The organism is Polaromonas sp. P1_E11, from assembly GCF_056405995.1.
Window position 1 is genome coordinate 433,644 of record NZ_JBFUBA010000001.1, and the last position, 17,153, is coordinate 450,796.

Genomic DNA, 17,153 nt, shown 5'->3' on the forward strand with positions numbered 1-17,153 from the left:
TTTGGGCGCCAGGATAGCCAAGGCAATGTAGCAGCAATCGTTATGGATTCCAGCGTCCCCAGTATTCAAGCGCCACCCGGTAGGTGTTCATCTGCACCTGCACGGTTTCGTCGATATTGACGCCATAACCACCCGCCATGGAAAACGCCAGCGGGATGCGGCGCTGCCAGGCCCAGTCGAAGACGCGCCGGTCGCGCGCCTCCAGACCGTCAAAGCTCAGGGCCAGCCGTCCCAGCCGGTCGCCCACGTATGGATCGGCACCCGCAAGAAACAGCACCAGCCCCGGCTCAAAGCGCCGCTCCAGTTCGTCAAGCGCATGCTCCAGCGCCTGCAGATAGGCTGCATCGCCGCAGCCGTCCGGCAGGTCCACGTCAAGGTCGCCGGCTTCTTTTCGAAACGGGAAATTCTTTTCCCCATGCAGCGAAAGCGTGAACACGCTGGTGTCCGCGGCAAAGATGCTGGCAGTGCCGTTGCCCTGGTGCACATCCAGATCGATGATGGCGACCTGCAGCGGTTTGCGCTCGTGGCGGTGCAGCCGCGCCCACTCCGCCTGCATGAGCCTGGCGGCCACCGCCGCGTCGTTGAAAACGCAGAAGCCGCCGCCTTTGTGGGCATACGAGTGATGCGTGCCTCCGGCCAGGTTGGCTGCAACGCCCTCGCCCCGTTTGCCTCCTGGCCCCATCGCCCCGCGGGCCGCTGCAACGGTGGCGCCGGCGGAGCGGCGCGCACGCTCGGCCATGCCCAGGCTCCAGGGAAAGCCAATCTCGCGCTGCGCGGGCGCCGGCAAGGTACCGTGCGTGATCGCGTCTATATAGGCGGGCGTGTGAACAAGGGCAAGTTCACCATCCGTCGCGGCCGGTGCCTGTGCCATTCGAACGGCAGGCAATTCGTTGACCAGGCGGTCGCGCAACAGCCGGTACTTGGCCATGGGAAAACGGTGCCCAAGCGGCAGCGGCAATACGAAGTTGTCGGCGTAAAAAGCTTGCAAGATGAGAAGCGAGGAAGGGTTTCAACGATTGTGGCCTGAAGGGGCAACAACCGTCATGTAGTACCGAGCGCGAGAAACCATGGACTTTTGGATACTTTTGCGCTCTGTTTTCGGAGGACAAATAGGGCTTGACATCTAAAATGGTGCAGTGCAACAAAAACTGCTTGCAATGCCTCGGCCAATGCCTATACTTGGGGTCATGTTGCAGTGCAGCAATTCAGCGCAACGCAACTATTGACCCGACGACTCATTAACTTATATCTGGAGATTAATTATGCTGACCGCTGAACAAATCATCGCCTCCCACAAAGCCAACATCGAAACCCTGTTTGGTCTGACCCACAAAGCCTTCGAAGGCGTTGAAAAGCTGGTCGAACTGAACGTGCAAGCCACCAAGGCTGCCCTTGCCGAAACCGCCAACCACGCACAAGCCGTGATGGGCGTGAAAGACGCGCAAGAACTGATGGCCCTGCAAGCCGGCCTGGTCCAGCCCCTGGCTGAAAAGACCGCTGCTTACAGCCGTCACCTGTATGACATCGCTTCGGCTGCTGGTGCTGAACTGGGCAAGACCCTGGAAGGCCAAACCGCCGATGCACAGAAGAAGTTTGTCGGCCTGGTCGACAACGCCGCCAAAAACGCACCAGCCGGTTCCGAAACCGCCGTTGCCGTGATGAAGAGCGCTGTTGCTGCCGCGAACAACGCATTCGAATCCATGCAAAAGGCTGTCAAGCAAGCCAGCGAAATGGCTGAAGCCAACTTCAACACCGTGGCTGCATCCGCAGTGAGCGCCACGAAAACTGCTTCCAAGAAGCGTTAATTGTTATTCATTGTTCCCGCACTTTCTGCGGGAACGACCGGAGCCTGATCCCGGAACCTTGCGTAACAGCACGATTCCAGACCGCTTGTCTCCTCGGATCCATTCGAAATTCATTTTCACGGATCCAGTTAAGCCCAATCGAAAGATTGGGCTTTTTTTTGCCTGGCGCATCCAGATTTAAGCCATTCAGGCGTTTTACCCAATAAGGACGAGCGCCAGCAGCTATCAAATCAATAGCGGCTACCTTGCCATCGCCACACCCGCTGCGGCCAGCTTTGCCTTCAGCTGTGGCAACGCGGCCAACATGGCCGCACGGCCTGAATCGATGGCGCGCTGCCGCGCAGAGAAGTCGGCGCTTTTCAGACCCGTAAGCGACGGACGGACCACAACGTCAGCATCCTTGAGCTCGTACTGGTTGATGCTTTTGCCCATGATGGCAAAAGTCTGCAGCAGGATTTGCAATGTGTCGCCGGCGAGGTTGGCTTCGGGCGGGCTGGAAATGTCGACGGCAATCACGACGTCGGCGCCCATCTGCCTGGCAAAGCGCACAGGCACCGGTGAAACCAGGCCGCCGTCCACATACTCGCGGCCGTTGATCTTGACGGGCACGAACACGGCCGGCACCGCACTGGATGCGCGCACTGCTGTACCGGTATCGCCGCGCTGGAACAGCACGGCCTGGCCGCTGTTGAGGTCAGTGGCGACAATCCCCAGCGGAATGGCCATGTTCTCCATCAGCCGGTTGGCCACAAGGTCGTTGACATAGCGGGCCAGCGCGTCACCGCGGAACATGCCGCGGCCGATGATCGGCAGCATCCAGTCGGTGATGGCAACTTCCTCCATGTTCAGCGCGGTCTGCTGCAACTGCGCGCTGGTCTTGCCGCTGGCATACAGCGCCGCCACCAGGCTGCCGGCCGACGTGCCGACCACCAGCTGCGGCTTGAGCCCGGCCTCCTCCAGCACGGCGATCACGCCCACGTGGGCAAAGCCGCGTGCGGCGCCCCCGCCCAGCGCCAGGCCGATGCGCGGCGGCTTTCTGGCGACCTCTACCGGCAGTGGTGCCACGGGTGCGCCCGGACCGGGCGGCGCTGTAGTGCAGCCGGCAAACAGCGATAAACCCGCAGCCAGGCAGATGCCCGCCAGCCAGTCCGGCCCTCGTGAAGGCTTGCGCAACGTAGGGGGACTACCAAGAATGATTCTTATTTGCTTTATCATGGCCGGGCTTTAAAAATACCAGTAAGGAAGTGGAAAGTTATGTACAAAAAAGTGGTTCTCTCGTCGCTGATGCTGCTGGCAGGCTTGGCTTCGGCGCAGGAACAGGTGGTCAACTTGTATTCTGCCCGCCATTACCAGACGGACGAAAAGCTCTACAGCGACTTCACCAAGGCCACCGGAATCAAGGTCAACCGCGTGGACGCAGATGACGCCGGCATTTTGGCGCGCCTGAAGGCCGAAGGCGCAGCCTCCCCTGCCGACGTGATTTTGCTGGTCGATGCCGCGCGCCTGCACAAGGGCGATATAGACGGTCTCTTCAAGCCCATCAAATCGACCGCCCTCGAAGCTGCAATCCCGGCCAAGCTGCGTGCCAAGGAAACTGCCGAAGGCACGACCTGGTTCGGCTTTTCGACGCGCGCCCGCGTTGTGGTGTTTGACAAGCTCAAGGTCAAAAAAGCCGACGTGGATACCTACGAGGAGCTGGCTGACCCGAAGAACAAGGGCCTGCTGTGCACCCGTTCGGGCGCGCACCCCTACAACCTGTCGCTCTTCGGCGCGGTGACCGAGCATCTGGGCGAAGCCAAGGCCGAGCAATGGCTCAAGGGGCTGGTCGCCAACATGGCGCGCGACCCCAAGGGAGGCGACAGCGACCAGATCAAGGCCGTGGCCAGCGGCGAGTGTGGCATTGCGCTGACCAACACCTACTACCTCGCGCGCATCATGCGCTCCAACGCGCCTGAAGACAAAGTCGTGGCCGACCGCGTGGGCGTGGTCTTCCCCAACCAGGACAGCTGGGGCACGCACGTGAATATCGCCGGCGCTGCCGTTGCCAAAAACGCCAAGAACACGGCCAACGCCGTCAAGTTCATGGAATACCTGGCGAGCCCGAGCGCGCAGGAGTATTTTGCCAATGGCAATAACGAATGGGCCGCCGTGCCGGGCCTGGGTGTGAGCAACCCGGCTCTCAAAGCCATGACGCCATCGGGCAACGGCAGCTTTAAATCGGAAACCATCCCGATCAGCGCCGTGGGCAACAACCAGCTCAAGGTGCAGCAGATGCTGGATCGCGTCGGCTACAAGTAAGCCAACGTCCCGCTTTTGCCAAAAGCCCGGCCGCCGAAAGGCGCCGGGCTTTTTTCATCGCCGGGCCGCCCCAAGATGAAAAACGCCCCCTCGGGGGGCAGCGACCACACGAAGTGAAGGAGCGTGGGGGTAATTTCATGCGCCATAATTGACGTTTACGTTAACGTCACCCAGAACGTTCACGCAAGCTCTTCAAAATCTCTCCATCTTCATCAAGGAACCACCATGGAAATCGCAGGCAAAGTATTCATCGTCACCGGCGGCGCATCGGGCCTGGGTGAAGGCACGGCGCGCATGCTGGTGGCCAACGGTGCGAAAGTCGTGATCGCCGACATGCAGGCCGACAAAGGCGAGGCCATCGCCAAAGAGCTGGGCGATGGCAAAGCCGCTTTCGTCAAATGCGACGTAAGCCAGGAAGCCGACGGCCAGGCCGCGGTGGCCAAGGCTGTTGCCATGGGCAAGCTGATGGGCCTGGTGAACTGTGCCGGCATTGCACCCGCCGAAAAAACCGTAGGCAAAAACGGCGCGCACAGCCTGGGCGCATTCAGCAAAACCATCACCGTCAATCTGGTGGGCAGCTTCAACATGATCCGCCTGGCGGCCGACGCCATGTGCAAGAACGACCCGGAAGCGACGGGCGAGCGCGGCGTGTTGATCTCTACCGCCTCTGTGGCAGCCTACGACGGCCAGATCGGCCAGGCGGCCTACAGCGCCTCCAAGGGCGGCATTGTCGGCATGACCTTGCCGATCGCCCGCGACCTGGCACGCAACGGCATCCGCAACATGACGATTGCGCCCGGCATTTTCGGCACGCCCATGCTCTTTGGCATGCCGCAGGAAGTGCAGGACTCGCTGGCTGCCGGCGTTCCCTTCCCTTCACGCCTGGGCACGCCGCAGGACTACGCCCGCCTGGCCAAACACATCATTGAAAACGACATGCTCAATGGTGAAGTCATTCGCCTGGATGGTGCGATCCGCCTCGCACCGCGTTGAGCCTAGGCCGCAGGCGGGTGCAGCGCTGCCAGCCGTTCGGTCAGCAGCGCTGAAAGCCGCTCAATCACCTCGTTGACGCGCGCCGGCACATAGCGCCGGCTCGGCACCACAGCATAGAGCGGCGCCGGCTCACCCAGGTAACCCGCGAAAAGGCGCACCAGCTTGCCGTCGGCCAAAGAGGCCATGAGGTCGATCTCGGACTGGTAGACGATGCCCCGCCCTTCCAGCGCCCACTGCAGCGCAATGGATGCGTCGTTGCAGGCCAGTGGCCCGGCCACGCGCACCTGAAAAGGCGCGCTGGCCTCTCCGTGCAATTCGAACTGCCACTGGTCTTGCCTGCGCTCGCGCACATGGCAGACCAGGCAGTCGTGCTGCGCCAATTCACAAGGCTCGAGCGGCGTACCGCGGCGCGCCAGGTAGTCAGGGCTCGCGCAAGCCACCCGGCGCGCCAGCGCCAGCAGGCGCGCAGAATGGGTCGAATCCATCAGCGGCCCATTGCGCAAGGCGATGTCGATGCCCTCGCGCACCAGGTCCACACGCGCGTCGCTGATCTGCAGGTCGATTTCAATGCCGGGATGGGCGTTGGCAAACTCTGCCAGCCAGTAAGCGAGCATCTCGCGAGCCAGCATGGCCGTGGCGGTGATGCGGATGCTGCCCGTGAGGCCAAAAGTGCCCGCGCGGACTTTGGCCTGGCCTTCCGACACCAGCTCAAGGGCGCGGCGCGCATGGTCAACCATGACCGCGCCTTCGGCCGTGGGCCGCACGGCGCGCGTGGTTCGCTCGAACAGACGCACACCCAGCGAGGTTTCCAGCCGCTTGATCGCCGCGCTGACGGCCGCTGTAGACAGCCGGCAGCGCTTGCCCGCTGCTGTAAGGCTGCCAGTTTCCGCCGTGGCAAGCAGCACGCGCAAGGCATCGAGATTGTCAAATTCCATGGAAGAGTGATTTCTCTGAAACGCCATTGTGAGGCGCGGGGCCGCTCGATATATTCAACAGCGCAGGCACAGGGTCCTGCCACAAGCTACAACTACATTCAAGGATATCGCATGAGACACGCCTTCCCGGCGCTGGCAGCCACCATGCTGCTTGCGGCCTGCGCCAGCAGCCCCACCGCGTTCAACTACCAGGTCCCCGCCGATGAAGTCGCGCGCGGTACCAAATACATGCAGCCCGAGGGCTCATCCGGCTTCACGCCTAAACCGGGCTGGGCCACGAAGACCTTTGCGGTGGCGGCCGCCAACCCACTGGCCACTGATGCGGGTTACCAGGTGCTCAAAGCCGGTGGTTCGGCCATCGACGCGGCCATCGCCGTGCAAATGGTGCTCACGCTGGTGGAGCCGCAGTCCAGCGGCATAGGCGGCGGCGCCTTCCTGCTGCACGCCAATGGCGGCAAGGTCGAGGCCTTTGACGGCCGCGAAACCGCGCCTGCAGCGGCGGACGAAAAACTGTTTATCGGCGCCGACGGCAAACCGATGCCGTTTTACGACGGCGTGGTCGGCGGCCGCTCCGTCGGCACGCCCGGCACTGTACGCATGCTGGAGATGGCCCACAAGCAATACGGCCGCCTGCCCTGGGCCCAGCTCTTCGCGCCCGCCATCCAGCTCGCTGAAAACGGGTTCAAGGTCAGCCCGCGGCTCAACACCTTGCTCAAAGGTGAAGTGCACCTGAAGAAGGACGCCACCGCTGCAGCCTACTTCTATAAAGCCGACGGTACCCCCGTTGATGTGGGTTCTGTCTTGCGCAACCCGGCGCTGGCCGATGTGCTGCGGCAAATCGCAGCGAGAGGGTCCAGCGCGCTACTCGAAGGCAAGGTCGCAGAGGCCATCGTCACCAAGGTGCAAGGCCATGCCACCAACCCCGGCAAGCTGGCCCTGGGCGACCTGGCCGGCTACCAGCCCAAAAAGCGCGACCCGATCTGCTCGGACTACAGCGCGGCCGGCAAGGCCTACCGCCTCTGCGGCATGCCACCGCCCAGCTCGGGCGCGATTGCGGTCGGGCAAATCCTCGGCATCCTGAACAACACGCCGGCCAGTACCTTGGGCCTGGTCGCCGGCACCGGCGGTGTTCCCGGCACGGTGTCGCCCACGCCTTCGGCCGACTGGCTGCACCTCTACACCGAGGCTTCGCGCCTGGCCTTTGCCGACCGTGCGCAATACCTGGGTGACCCTGACTTTGTGCAGCCGCCGGGTGGAAGCTGGGTGAGCCTGCTCGCACCCGCTTACCTCAGTGAGCGTGCCAGGCTGATCCAGCCCACAGGCCCGAGCATGAAGACCGCCAAACCTGGTGTTCCGGGCGCCGTCAAAACGGCATACGCCCCCATGCCCGACCAGCCCGAATACGGCACTTCGCACATCAGCATCGTCGACGGCTACGGCAACGCGATCGCCATGACGACTACGATTGAGGACCAGTTCGGCTCACGCCTGATGACCGACGGCGGCACCGGCAAAGCCGGCGGTTTTTTGCTGAACAACGAACTCACCGATTTCAGTTTTGCCCCGACAGACGCTGAAGGAAAGCCCGTGGCCAACCGCGTGCAAGCCGGCAAACGCCCGCGCTCGTCGATGGCCCCCACGCTGGTGTTTGATAAAAACTCGGGCCAGCTCGTCATGAGTGGCGGCAGCCCGGGCGGCGCGCTCATCATCCACTTCACCGCCAAGACGCTGTATGCCACGCTGAACTGGGGCCTCAACGCCCAACAGGCGATTGACCTGCCCAACTTCGCCTCACTCAACGGCCCCAGCATCCTCGAGGAAAAGCGGTTTTCGCCCGCCACAGTGGAGGCACTGCGAGGCCGCGGCGCCGAAGTGCGCGAGCAGACCATGACAAGTGGTTTGCAGGCGATCCAGAGAACGCCACAGGGCTTTTTCGGCGGCGCAGATCCGCGGCGCGAAGGACTGGTGTTGGGCGACTGAAGCTGTTCCCTAGCCCAGCCGCATGGACTTGGCAGGCTGGTCCTGCCGGGCCGTGCCCAGGCGTTCGTATTCTGAAATCACCTGCGCGCCCAGCAGCAGCAAGGTCGCGGCCACTTCCAGGCTCAGCAGTACCAGAATGGACGTGGTGAGGGAGCCGTAAACCAGGCCGACCTGCGACAGCGTGGAGAAGTACCACACCAGCAAATGGCGCGTCAGCTCCCAGAGCAGCGCGGCCGTGACGCCGCCCAGTAGCGCGTGCCGCCATTGCAGCCGGCCCACCGGCATCACCATGTACAGCGAGGTCAGCAGCAGCACCTCCCCCGTCAGGCCCAGCAGGTACAGCAGCACACCGGAAAACCCGCTGAGCGACCATTCAAGACCCAGAAAGTCCACGCTTTTTTCACCGAGCGCCTGCAGGCTGCCCGTGGCAAGCGTCACCAGCAGCAAACCCAGCCCCACAAATACGATGTAGCAATACGGCAGAACGGCAGACACCAGGAGATGGCGGCGGCGAATCGCCACGCGATGCAAAAAGATGACCGACATCGCGTTTTCCAGCACCGTGAAAGCCAGCGAACTGAAGAACAGCATCGTGGCCAGCAGGACCCAGCCCAGCACTTCCCGGTGAGCCAGGAAGTTGGCCAGCTCTGCGGTGATGAACCCACCCTGGCCGGGCGCGAGCCATCCGATGTAACGGCCCAGCGCCTGCAGCAACGCGTCCTGCGCTATGACATGTGACAGTGCAATTGCGACAAGAATCAGGAGAGGCACGATGGACAGCAGCGCGTAATAGGCCACGGCACCGGCCAGCAGCAAGCCCTGGTTGGCGCGAAAGCCCTTGAGCACCCGCAGCGTGAAAGCGCCGGGATGGCTGAAAACATAGGCAAGGTTGGGAGCAAGCGTCATCAGAAGGCCCCGTTCCCGGGACTGCAAGGAAAAATTCATGATGAACCCCCCAAGCGGCCCATACTGCCGCCAGATGCCTCCAATGCATGTCAGCCCAGCGCCCATGTCTCCTCAGGGCTATAAGCGCAGGCCCGTCCCTGTCGGGGCTCGTGTGCTAAATTGACCCCCCTCTTTCCTCGCCATGGCCATACCCCAAACATTCATCCAGGAGTTGCTCGCGCGTGCGGACGTGGTGGACATCGTGGGCCGCTATGTGCAGCTCAAAAAGGGTGGCGCCAACTTCATGGGGCTGTGCCCCTTCCACGGCGAAAAGTCGCCCTCCTTCAGCGTCAGCCCCTCCAAGCAGTTCTATCACTGCTTTGGCTGCGGCAAGAACGGCAACGCCATCAGCTTCTTGATGGAACACGGCGGCATGACCTTTGTCGAAGCCGTGAAAGACCTGGCCCAGCAATACGGCCTGCAGGTGCCTGAAGACGATGTCTCGCCGCAAGACCGGGCGCGGGCCGCCCAGATGCGCGAGCAGCAGGCCACACTCACCAGCGTGCTTGAAAAAGCCGGCGTTGCCTACATCAAGGCCCTGCGCAACTCCGAGCGCGCCATCGACTACTTCAAGGGCCGCGGCGTCTCGGGCGAAGTCGCCAGGACTTTCGGCCTGGGCTATGCGCCCGAAGGCTGGCGCAGCCTGGCCAGTGTTTTTCCGGATTACAACGACCCGCTGCTGGTCGAAAGCGGCCTGGTCATTACGGGCGAGCCCGGCGAGGAAAACCAGGCCGGCGAAGCCAAGCGCTATGACCGCTTTCGCGACCGGGTCATGTTCCCCATCCGCAATGTCAAGGGCGAATGCATAGGCTTTGGCGGCCGCGTGCTCAGCGACGAAAAGCCCAAGTACCTCAACTCGCCTGAAACCCCGGTCTTCAGCAAGGGGCGCGAGCTGTACGGCCTGTTTGAAGCCCGCACTGCCCTGCGCGAACATGGCTACGCCCTCGTCACTGAGGGCTATATGGACGTGGTGGCGTTGGCCCAATTGGGCTTTGCCAACGCCGTGGCCACCCTGGGTACCGCCTGTACCGCCGATCACGTGCAAAAGCTGTTCCGATTCACCGATTCGGTTGTGTTCAGCTTTGACGGTGACGGCGCCGGCCGCCGCGCCGCGCGCAAGGCGCTGGACGCGGCCCTTCCCTTTGCCACCGACGTGCGCACCGTCAAGTTCCTGTTTTTACCGGCTGAGCACGATCCCGACAGCTACATCCGCGAACACGGCCAGGAAGGCTTTGCCGCCGCAGTCACCAAAGCCGTGCCACTCAGCCGCTTCATGCTGGACGCCGCCGGGGAAAGCTGCGACCTGGACACGGCAGAAGGCCGTGCCCACATGGCCAGCAATGCGCGGCCGCTGTGGGGTCTGATGCCGGACGGCACCCTGAAGCGGCAATTGCTGGCCGAGATCGCCGACAAGGTGCAGATCGACAGCCGCGAGCTGCTGCAGCTGTGGCAGCCAGCCGCATCCGGCTACAAGACTGGCTATAAAAATGATAGCGGCTCGCGCTCGCCCGGCAAGGGCTACAAGCCGAAATCACCTCCAAACTCGGTTCATCATGCGGATATGCCCGATCCGGGCGGTTATCCGCCGGACTTCGACGAGCGCGACTACAGCGCGTCCGAACCTTCCGGGCATTTCTCCCCTCCCTCGATGCCAGGACGAAAGTTTGGCGACCGCAACACGCTGACGCCGCGCCGCGTGATGGGCCGCAAACTTTCCGCCAGCCCTGAAGACCGGGTACTGCGGCTGTTACTGACGGACCCGCAAAGCTGGGACCGACTCAGCGCGGAAGAACACCATCTTCTGACGCAGCAACCAGCTCCGCATGGCCCACTCTTCACGTGGCTGGAGGCGCAATTGCATGAGCACGGCCCACAGCCTTGGGCGGCATTGCGCGAGGGGCTACGCGGGCACCCCTCTGAACGCCACGCGGTAGTTCAAATATCGGAAATTCCTGATGGTATTGAGTGCGATTGGAATGAAGTCCGGGGCATTCTGGACAAGTTCATGGAAGTCGAGTGGAAGCGAGAGCTGAGCGAACTGATTGGCCGAGGGGCCGAAGCCCTGAAAAACCCGGTTTTGAGACAACGGCTGCAGGTATTGACGGCTCGACTCAGCGCAAAAAAATAGCATAAAACCCGCCCAAAAAACAGGCAACAGGGTATAATCCGATTTTCGACGGCAAGCGCGACAGCAGCACCTCCGGCCCGGCCACCCTGAAACTTTGGGGAACTCACAGATGAGACGGCCACTTCCCCCAGGGAATTTCCGCAAGGACTGCACACCAAATGTTCGCCCAAACAGCTTGCCCGGAAAAATAAACCGCCATGTGCCTTTGGCATTGCCCGGCCTGTTTTTCCGCCTTCTCGTTTTGACTCTGAACCCTTGTCACCGTGCCTGTGCTTTGTGCAGGCGCCAAGGTGCATTTTTGTTTACTGGTAGCTGATCGATATTTAGAACAATTCCCGACAACTGGAGGTCCCATGCCTACTGCCAAGCCGAAGAAGCCGAGCACGTCCAAGAAGCCCCAAAGCGTGCAGTCCAAAGCTGTCGCAAAGCCCAAAGCCAAAGTAGCTCCCAAAGCTGCTGCGCAGCCCGCGGGCAAGCCTCCAGTCAAAGCAACAGCGAAAGCTGCCGCAAAGCCTGCCGCCAAAATCGGCAAGGTTGAAAAGCCGGGAAAACACGCCATATCTGTTAAACCCAGCAAACCCAATGCCCTGGTGAGCAAAGCCCCCCTGAAAACCGCGAAATCCGCGATTTCCGATTTGCCCCTGAAGAAAGCCCCCGCCGTGCCGACCAAGTCCAGTCCCGAAGCCAAGCCCCTCGCCGTCACCGCCGACGTGCCCGTGAAGAAGAAACCCGGCCGCCCGCCCAAGAACCCGGCAGCCGAAGGCAGCGCGCCTGCCGCCACCGGCGCCAAGCGCGGCCGCAAGCCGAAGAGCGCTGCCGGCCCCGTGAAGACGGGGGAAGACCTCGACATGTCCGACATTGAAGACGATCTCGTCGGCGAACCCATCCCAGAGACGACCGAGAAGGTCAAACCGCTGCGCATGAAGATCAGCAAGGCGAAAGAACGCGCCTTGATGAAGGAGTTCGGCCTGGACGAAACCGTGCTGTCCGAAGAAGACATGCTCAAGCGCCGCCTGCGCCTGAAAACCCTGATCAAGCTCGGTAAAACCCGCGGTTACCTCACGCACGGCGAAATCTCCGACCACCTTCCCGACAAGCTGGTCGATGCTGAAACGCTGGAAGTCGTGGTCAACATGCTCAACGACATGGGCGTGGCTGTTTACGAGCAGGCGCCTGACGCCGAGACCCTGCTGCTGAACAACACCGGCCCTACGGTCGCCACCGAAGAAGAAGCCGAAGAAGAAGCCGAAGCCGCCCTGTCGACCGTCGACAGCGAGTTCGGTCGCACCACCGACCCGGTTCGCATGTACATGCGTGAAATGGGCACGGTCGAGCTCTTGACGCGCGAAGGCGAAATCGAAATCGCCAAGCGCATCGAGGGCGGCCTCATGAAGATGATGGAAGCCATCTCGGAAAGCCCCGCCACCATCGCTGAAATCATGCGCCTGGGCGAAGAAATCCGCGAAGGCAAGATCGTTATTTCTACCGTGGTTGACGGTTTTTCCAACCCCAACGAGGCCGACGACTATGTGGCTGAAGAAGACTTCGACGAATTCGACGAAGAAGACGATGACGACGGCAAGGGCGGCTCCAAGGCCCTGACCAAGAAGCTCGAAGAACTCAAGAAGGAAGCGCTTAGCCGCTTCGACAAGATCGCCACCCTGTTCGAGAAAGTCCACAAGACCTACGACAAGGAAGGCTACGGCACCCCCACTTACGTCAAGTCGCAAAAAGCCCTGAGCGACGAGCTGATGACGGTGCGATTTACTGCCAAGACCATTGAAAAGCTGTGCGACATGCTGCGCGGCCAGGTATTGGACGTGCGCAAGAAAGAGCGCGAGTTGCGCCGCATCATCGTCGAGAAATGCGGCATGCCGCAGGAAGTCTTCATCAAGGACTTCCCGCCCAACCTGCTCAACCTCAAATGGGTTGAGAAGCAGGTCGCCTCCGGCAAACCGTGGTCGGTGGTGATGGCCCGCAACGTGCCGCCCATCCAGGAACTGCAGACCAAGCTGGCCGAATTGCAGGCCCGCGTGGTAGTACCCCTGGCTCAGCTCAAGGACATTAACAAGCGCATGAACGAAGGCGAGTCCAACTCGCGCGACGCCAAAAAAGAGATGATCGAGGCCAACTTGCGCCTGGTAATTTCAATTGCGAAGAAGTACACCAACCGCGGCCTGCAGTTCCTTGACTTGATCCAGGAAGGCAACATCGGCCTGATGAAGGCCGTCGACAAGTTCGAATACCGCCGCGGCTACAAGTTCTCGACCTATGCCACCTGGTGGATCCGCCAGGCGATCACGCGCTCCATCGCCGACCAGGCGCGGACCATCCGTATCCCGGTGCACATGATCGAAACCATCAACAAGATGAACCGCCTGTCGCGCCAGCACTTGCAGGAATTCGGCTTTGAGCCGGACGCCAGCATTCTGGCCGCCAAGATGGAGATTCCTGAAGACAAGATCCGCAAGATCATGAAGATTGCCAAAGAGCCGATCTCGATGGAAACACCGATCGGTGACGATGACGATTCGCACCTGGGTGACTTCATCGAAGACAGCGCCAACACCGCACCGCTGGAAGCCGCGATGCAGGCCGGCCTGCGCGATGTAGTCAAGGACATCCTCGACAGCCTGACGCCGCGCGAAGCCAAGGTGCTGCGCATGCGCTTCGGTATCGAAATGTCGACCGACCACACGCTGGAAGAAGTCGGCAAGCAATTCGACGTAACGCGCGAACGCATCCGCCAGATCGAAGCCAAGGCGCTGCGCAAGCTCAAGCACCCCTCGCGCTCGGACAAGTTGCGCAGCTTTATCGATACGCTGTAAGCAGCTTTTCCTTCAAAGCTTCTTGAAAATGAAAGCCCGGCCCCGCAAGGTGCCGGGCTTTTTTATGCCCAATCAAAACTCAGGGCGCCGTCAGTCCCACCTTGCGCACGAACGTATCCAGCGGCACCGACCACATATTGCCACCGTAGGTCAGCAGCAAATGCCCATCATGCCCTGGCACCGGGTCCGTCTGGACGAACTGCGTGTCGCTGCCGCCTGCCTTGAAGGCCTCGTGCCATCTGCGGGGCGCCTCGGCGCCCCAGAACTGGTCGTTCTCGGCGTAGAGCCACAGACTGGGCACCTTGACCAGCTTGCCGAGCTCGCCATAGCTTTTACCCATGTTCTCGGGCTTGCAACTCCTGGCCGGAGAGTCTTCCGGGTTGCCGCCGGAGCCGCCCGCGAAATTGACGGCGCCGACGACGCCCGGCAGATTGAGCGCCGCGACCGACACTGTCGTCATGCCGCCCACCGACTGCCCTTCAAGCAGCACCCTGTCCTTGCGCACCCAGGGCTGCTGCATCGCCCATTGGTGCAACGCGACCACTGTCTGGCCCGCGTGGCTGGCCATACGCGTGAAGTCGGGGTTGCCGGCACAAACCTTGCCGCTCCACCGGATGCCGGAGTCTTCCCTGTCGGTGCCCCCGGTATCCCCGTATCCTGGCCGAATCGGGGCAACCACGGCAACACCCTTGCGAAGCCAGTAGTTGGCGTGCCCGACCAGCACCGGATACTCAAGCTTGGCCCTGTCAACGCGCGACGGCGCCCGCCCGTGGGAAAAGATCACCAGCGGAAACGGACCTCCGCCCTCGGGCTTGTAGAGATGGGTGACAACCTCATACTGTTTACCGTCGATCAGCAGAGGCAGTTTGACGATCTGCGGCGGCACGCGCTCGGGCTGCTGCGCCCATGCGGGCATGCCGGTCGTCTGCGCCGCCCACACCATCCCAAACATCCACGCCAGTTTCCACCATCGCATGCTCAGCTCCTTGCTTGTTGCCGGAGCATTTTGACACGCGGAGTGCGCTTGCCTAGGAAGTGCTGAAGCGGTAGAGCGTGCGACCGTGGCGGCTCTGCCCTGGCTCATGCACGGCGGAGGGAAATGCCGGCACATTGGGTGCATTGGGGTAGCCCTGCGGCTCAAAGCACAGGCTTTGCTGCTGCGCGTACTGCCTGCCGCCCTTGCCCGGCCCGCCGGCCAGCAGCTCGCCTGGCACAAGACCGGTGTAGAACTGCATGGTGGGCTCGGTCGACCAGACTTCCATCACCCGCCCGCTAATAGGTGCACTCACGCGCGCGCATAGCGCCAGATTTTCACCACTGGCGGCAGAGCGGTCAATCTCAAAACAGTCGTCATACCCGGCGACGAGGCCGATACCGGCCTCGGCTTGCAAGCCGCGCACGCGCTTGCTCAGCACGACAGGCTTGCGCAAATCAAACGGCGTTCCTTCCACCGGCAGCAAGCGGCCTGTCGCGATGAGGTCAGGCGCCATCTCGAAATAGCGGCCGGCGCAAATCGTGACCTCATGCTCCAGCGCGTTACGACTTCCCGCGCCTTCGAGATTGAAAAAAGCATGCGTGGTGAGATTGGCCACCGTGGGTGTATCCAGCGCGAGCGCCTTGTAGTCGAGCACCAGCTCGTTCGCCTCGGTCACGCTGTAGGTCACGCGCAGTGCCATCGCTCCCGGAAAGCCCTCTTCCCCGTCGGCAAACACATAACGCATTTCAACGCTGGAATCGCTGCACTGCACCGCATCGAATACCCGAAAACGCGAGCCTTTCACGCCGCCGTGCAAGCAGTGGGGGCCGTTGTTGGCGGCCAGCACATGCTCCTTGCCACCCAGCGTGAAGCGCGCATGCCCAATACGGCCTGCATAGCGCCCGATGAAGGCTCCCACCGAGGGTGCTCCGCCGATCACGCCGTCGATGCTGTCGTAACCCAGCACCACGTCGTCAAAGCGGCCATCGCGGCCCGGCACCAGTACCTGCTCGATCTTTGCGCCGTAGTTTGTCACGCACACAGTCATGCCTTGGCCGTTGCGCAGCGTGAACAACGCGGTGGGCTTGCCGTCGATCTCTCGTACAAATCGTGCGGGGTCAAGCAGCATGGCAGTGTCCGGTGTCTGGGACGCTCACTTCGAAATAATCGTCAGCAATTCTTCGCGTGTGGTCGGGTCCGACATGTATTTTCCATACAAAGGCCCCATGCGCCTGACCATGGGCGATGCATCCCTGACCTTGACGAACTGCGAACCCTGCTTGGTCGTGGTCTCCAGGGCCGCGGCCACCCGTTTGTTCCACAGCTCGCGCATCAGGATGGCGGACTTGGCGCCGGCCTCGGTGAACGCGGCTTTGTCTTCCTTGCTGAGTTTTTCCCACAGCTTGGTCGAGACGACCAGGGCCTCGGGCGAGATCACATGGTTAGTGACGTAGACGTTTTTGGCCACCTTGAAGTGTCCGGTGGATTCATACGAAGGCAAGTTGTTCTCGGCGCAATCCACCTTGCCCTGCTCCAGGGCGACCAGCACGTCCTTGAAGGGCAAGGCCACCGGCTTGGCGTCCATCAGCTTCACCATCTCGATGTAAATTTCGGACTGCTGGACACGAATATTCATGCCGGCGAGGTCCCTGATATTGTTGACGGGCTTGACGCAGTAAAAAGAACGTCCTCCGCCGTCATACCAGCCCAGCACAACGAAGCCGGCGGCCTTCAGGTTGGCGGCAAAACGCTCACCCAGCTTGCCGTCCAGATGGCGAAACATGTGCGCGGAATCAGTGAACAGGAAGGGCAGGTTCAGCACCTTGATGCCCGGCACGGCGTCCGACAGCGGACCCGAACTGAATTCGGCCACATCGATCTCGCCGCTCTTGAGCATCTGCACGGCCTTGGGTTGGTCACCGAGCGTGCCGCTATTGAAGAGCTCTATGTTGTAGCGGCCACTGGTGCTCTTGGCCACCTGCTCCACGAAGCTCTTCATTGCTTCCGATACCGGATAGCCGTCGGGATGAATGTTCCATGCCCGCAGCTTGGTCTGCGCCATGGTGGCGCCCGCGCATAGGGCGAAAGAGAGGCACAAAAGCCCCTTGAATGAAGTCCGCATGTTTTTGTCTCCTGGCGTGGCTAATAACGGTCAGCCTCTGATGGGCCCGACTCGTTTCTTTTCAAAATTGAATCCCTTGCTCGATATTCCCACGGATCCGTGCTCACAACCCAAAGATATCAGGCAATATCACCACTAAATCA

At 61.6% G+C, this 17,153-nt stretch carries 14 protein-coding genes; 6 read left to right on the plus strand and 8 right to left on the minus strand.

The features are described 5' to 3' along the window. Nucleotides 1-40: 40 nt before the first annotated feature. On the minus strand, nt 41-988 hold the full coding sequence (locus AC1D11_RS02165) for a histone deacetylase family protein (RefSeq protein ID WP_477649423.1): 948 nt from the start codon (nt 986-988) through the stop codon (nt 41-43). 271 nt (nt 989-1,259) lie between these two features. Here AC1D11_RS02165 and AC1D11_RS02170 point away from each other — a divergent pair, with 271 nt between their 5' ends. After that, nucleotides 1,260-1,805, plus strand: a complete 546-nt coding sequence (locus tag AC1D11_RS02170) for a phasin family protein (RefSeq protein ID WP_477649439.1) — start codon at nt 1,260-1,262, stop codon at nt 1,803-1,805. A gap of 240 nt (nt 1,806-2,045) precedes the next feature. Here AC1D11_RS02170 and AC1D11_RS02175 read toward each other — a convergent pair whose 3' ends face one another. Then, nucleotides 2,046-2,939: a patatin-like phospholipase family protein gene (locus AC1D11_RS02175; protein ID WP_477649440.1), complete on the minus strand. Its 894-nt coding sequence runs from the start codon at nt 2,937-2,939 to the stop codon at nt 2,046-2,048. Nucleotides 2,940-3,059: 120 nt separating this feature from the next. Between AC1D11_RS02175 and AC1D11_RS02180 the strand changes: the two genes are divergently transcribed. Together AC1D11_RS02180 and AC1D11_RS02185 are read left to right on the plus strand one after the other, a co-directional pair. Beyond that, nucleotides 3,060-4,103, plus strand: a complete 1,044-nt coding sequence (locus tag AC1D11_RS02180; protein ID WP_477649424.1) for an extracellular solute-binding protein — start codon at nt 3,060-3,062, stop codon at nt 4,101-4,103. A gap of 225 nt (nt 4,104-4,328) precedes the next feature. Then, nucleotides 4,329-5,096, plus strand: a complete 768-nt coding sequence (locus AC1D11_RS02185) for a 3-hydroxyacyl-CoA dehydrogenase (RefSeq protein WP_477649425.1) — start codon at nt 4,329-4,331, stop codon at nt 5,094-5,096. Between the two features lie 2 nt (nt 5,097-5,098). Here the strand turns inward: AC1D11_RS02185 and AC1D11_RS02190 are convergent, their stop codons facing one another. Further along, entirely contained in the window at nt 5,099-6,031 is a 933-nt protein-coding gene (locus AC1D11_RS02190; protein WP_477650878.1) for a LysR family transcriptional regulator, read from the minus strand. Between the two features lie 111 nt (nt 6,032-6,142). On the opposite strand from AC1D11_RS02190, the gene AC1D11_RS02195 reads away from it, so the two are divergent. After that, a complete protein-coding gene (locus tag AC1D11_RS02195) occupies nt 6,143-8,011 on the plus strand; it encodes a gamma-glutamyltransferase family protein (protein ID WP_477649427.1) in 1,869 nt (622 codons plus the stop codon). A 9-nt stretch (nt 8,012-8,020) separates the two neighbouring features. Here the strand turns inward: AC1D11_RS02195 and AC1D11_RS02200 are convergent, their stop codons facing one another. Further along, nucleotides 8,021-8,917 carry a YihY/virulence factor BrkB family protein gene (locus AC1D11_RS02200; protein WP_477649428.1) on the minus strand — a complete coding sequence of 299 codons (897 nt, stop codon included), beginning with the start codon at nt 8,915-8,917 and terminating at the stop codon, nt 8,021-8,023. A gap of 181 nt (nt 8,918-9,098) precedes the next feature. Between AC1D11_RS02200 and dnaG the strand changes: the two genes are divergently transcribed. After that, nucleotides 9,099-11,084 carry a DNA primase gene (gene dnaG / locus AC1D11_RS02205; protein ID WP_477649429.1) on the plus strand — a complete coding sequence of 662 codons (1,986 nt, stop codon included), beginning with the start codon at nt 9,099-9,101 and terminating at the stop codon, nt 11,082-11,084. Between the two features lie 103 nt (nt 11,085-11,187). Here dnaG and AC1D11_RS02210 read toward each other — a convergent pair whose 3' ends face one another. Beyond that, nucleotides 11,188-11,682 carry a hypothetical protein gene (locus AC1D11_RS02210; RefSeq protein ID WP_477651419.1) on the minus strand — a complete coding sequence of 165 codons (495 nt, stop codon included), beginning with the start codon at nt 11,680-11,682 and terminating at the stop codon, nt 11,188-11,190. Here AC1D11_RS02210 and rpoD point away from each other — a divergent pair. Continuing rightward, entirely contained in the window at nt 11,675-13,912 is a 2,238-nt protein-coding gene (gene rpoD / locus AC1D11_RS02215; protein WP_477649431.1) for an RNA polymerase sigma factor RpoD, read from the plus strand. The genes AC1D11_RS02210 and rpoD overlap by 8 nt on opposite strands. 79 nt (nt 13,913-13,991) lie before the next feature. On the opposite strand, the gene AC1D11_RS02220 is transcribed toward rpoD, so the two are convergent. From AC1D11_RS02220 to AC1D11_RS02230, 3 genes are read right to left on the minus strand one after another with little or no spacing between them, the layout of a single operon-like run. Next, nucleotides 13,992-14,888 (minus strand): dienelactone hydrolase family protein, encoded by an 897-nt coding sequence (locus tag AC1D11_RS02220; RefSeq protein ID WP_477649432.1) that lies wholly within the window; start codon nt 14,886-14,888, stop codon nt 13,992-13,994. 52 nt (nt 14,889-14,940) lie between these two features. Beyond that, complete coding sequence (locus tag AC1D11_RS02225) at nt 14,941-16,017, minus strand: aldose epimerase family protein (protein ID WP_477649433.1); 1,077 nt, start codon at nt 16,015-16,017, stop codon at nt 14,941-14,943. Nucleotides 16,018-16,041: 24 nt separating this feature from the next. After that, nucleotides 16,042-17,010, minus strand: a complete 969-nt coding sequence (locus tag AC1D11_RS02230; protein WP_477649434.1) for a TRAP transporter substrate-binding protein — start codon at nt 17,008-17,010, stop codon at nt 16,042-16,044. Nucleotides 17,011-17,153: the final 143 nt, after the last annotated feature.

Bases quoted from the DNA above. Each gene is read 5' to 3' on its own strand.
- AC1D11_RS02180 (WP_477649424.1), top strand. From the start codon at position 3,060: ATGTACAAAAAAGTGGTTCTCTCGTCGCTGATGCTGCTGGCAGGCTTG.
- AC1D11_RS02185 (WP_477649425.1), top strand. From the start codon at position 4,329: ATGGAAATCGCAGGCAAAGTATTCATCGTCACCGGCGGCGCATCGGGC.
- AC1D11_RS02190 (WP_477650878.1), bottom strand. From the start codon at position 6,031: ATGGAATTTGACAATCTCGATGCCTTGCGCGTGCTGCTTGCCACGGCG.
- AC1D11_RS02195 (WP_477649427.1), top strand. From the start codon at position 6,143: ATGAGACACGCCTTCCCGGCGCTGGCAGCCACCATGCTGCTTGCGGCC.
- AC1D11_RS02200 (WP_477649428.1), bottom strand. From the start codon at position 8,917: ATGACGCTTGCTCCCAACCTTGCCTATGTTTTCAGCCATCCCGGCGCT.
- dnaG (WP_477649429.1), top strand. From the start codon at position 9,099: ATGGCCATACCCCAAACATTCATCCAGGAGTTGCTCGCGCGTGCGGAC.
- AC1D11_RS02220 (WP_477649432.1), bottom strand. From the start codon at position 14,888: ATGCGATGGTGGAAACTGGCGTGGATGTTTGGGATGGTGTGGGCGGCG.
- AC1D11_RS02225 (WP_477649433.1), bottom strand. From the start codon at position 16,017: ATGCTGCTTGACCCCGCACGATTTGTACGAGAGATCGACGGCAAGCCC.
- AC1D11_RS02230 (WP_477649434.1), bottom strand. From the start codon at position 17,010: ATGCGGACTTCATTCAAGGGGCTTTTGTGCCTCTCTTTCGCCCTATGC.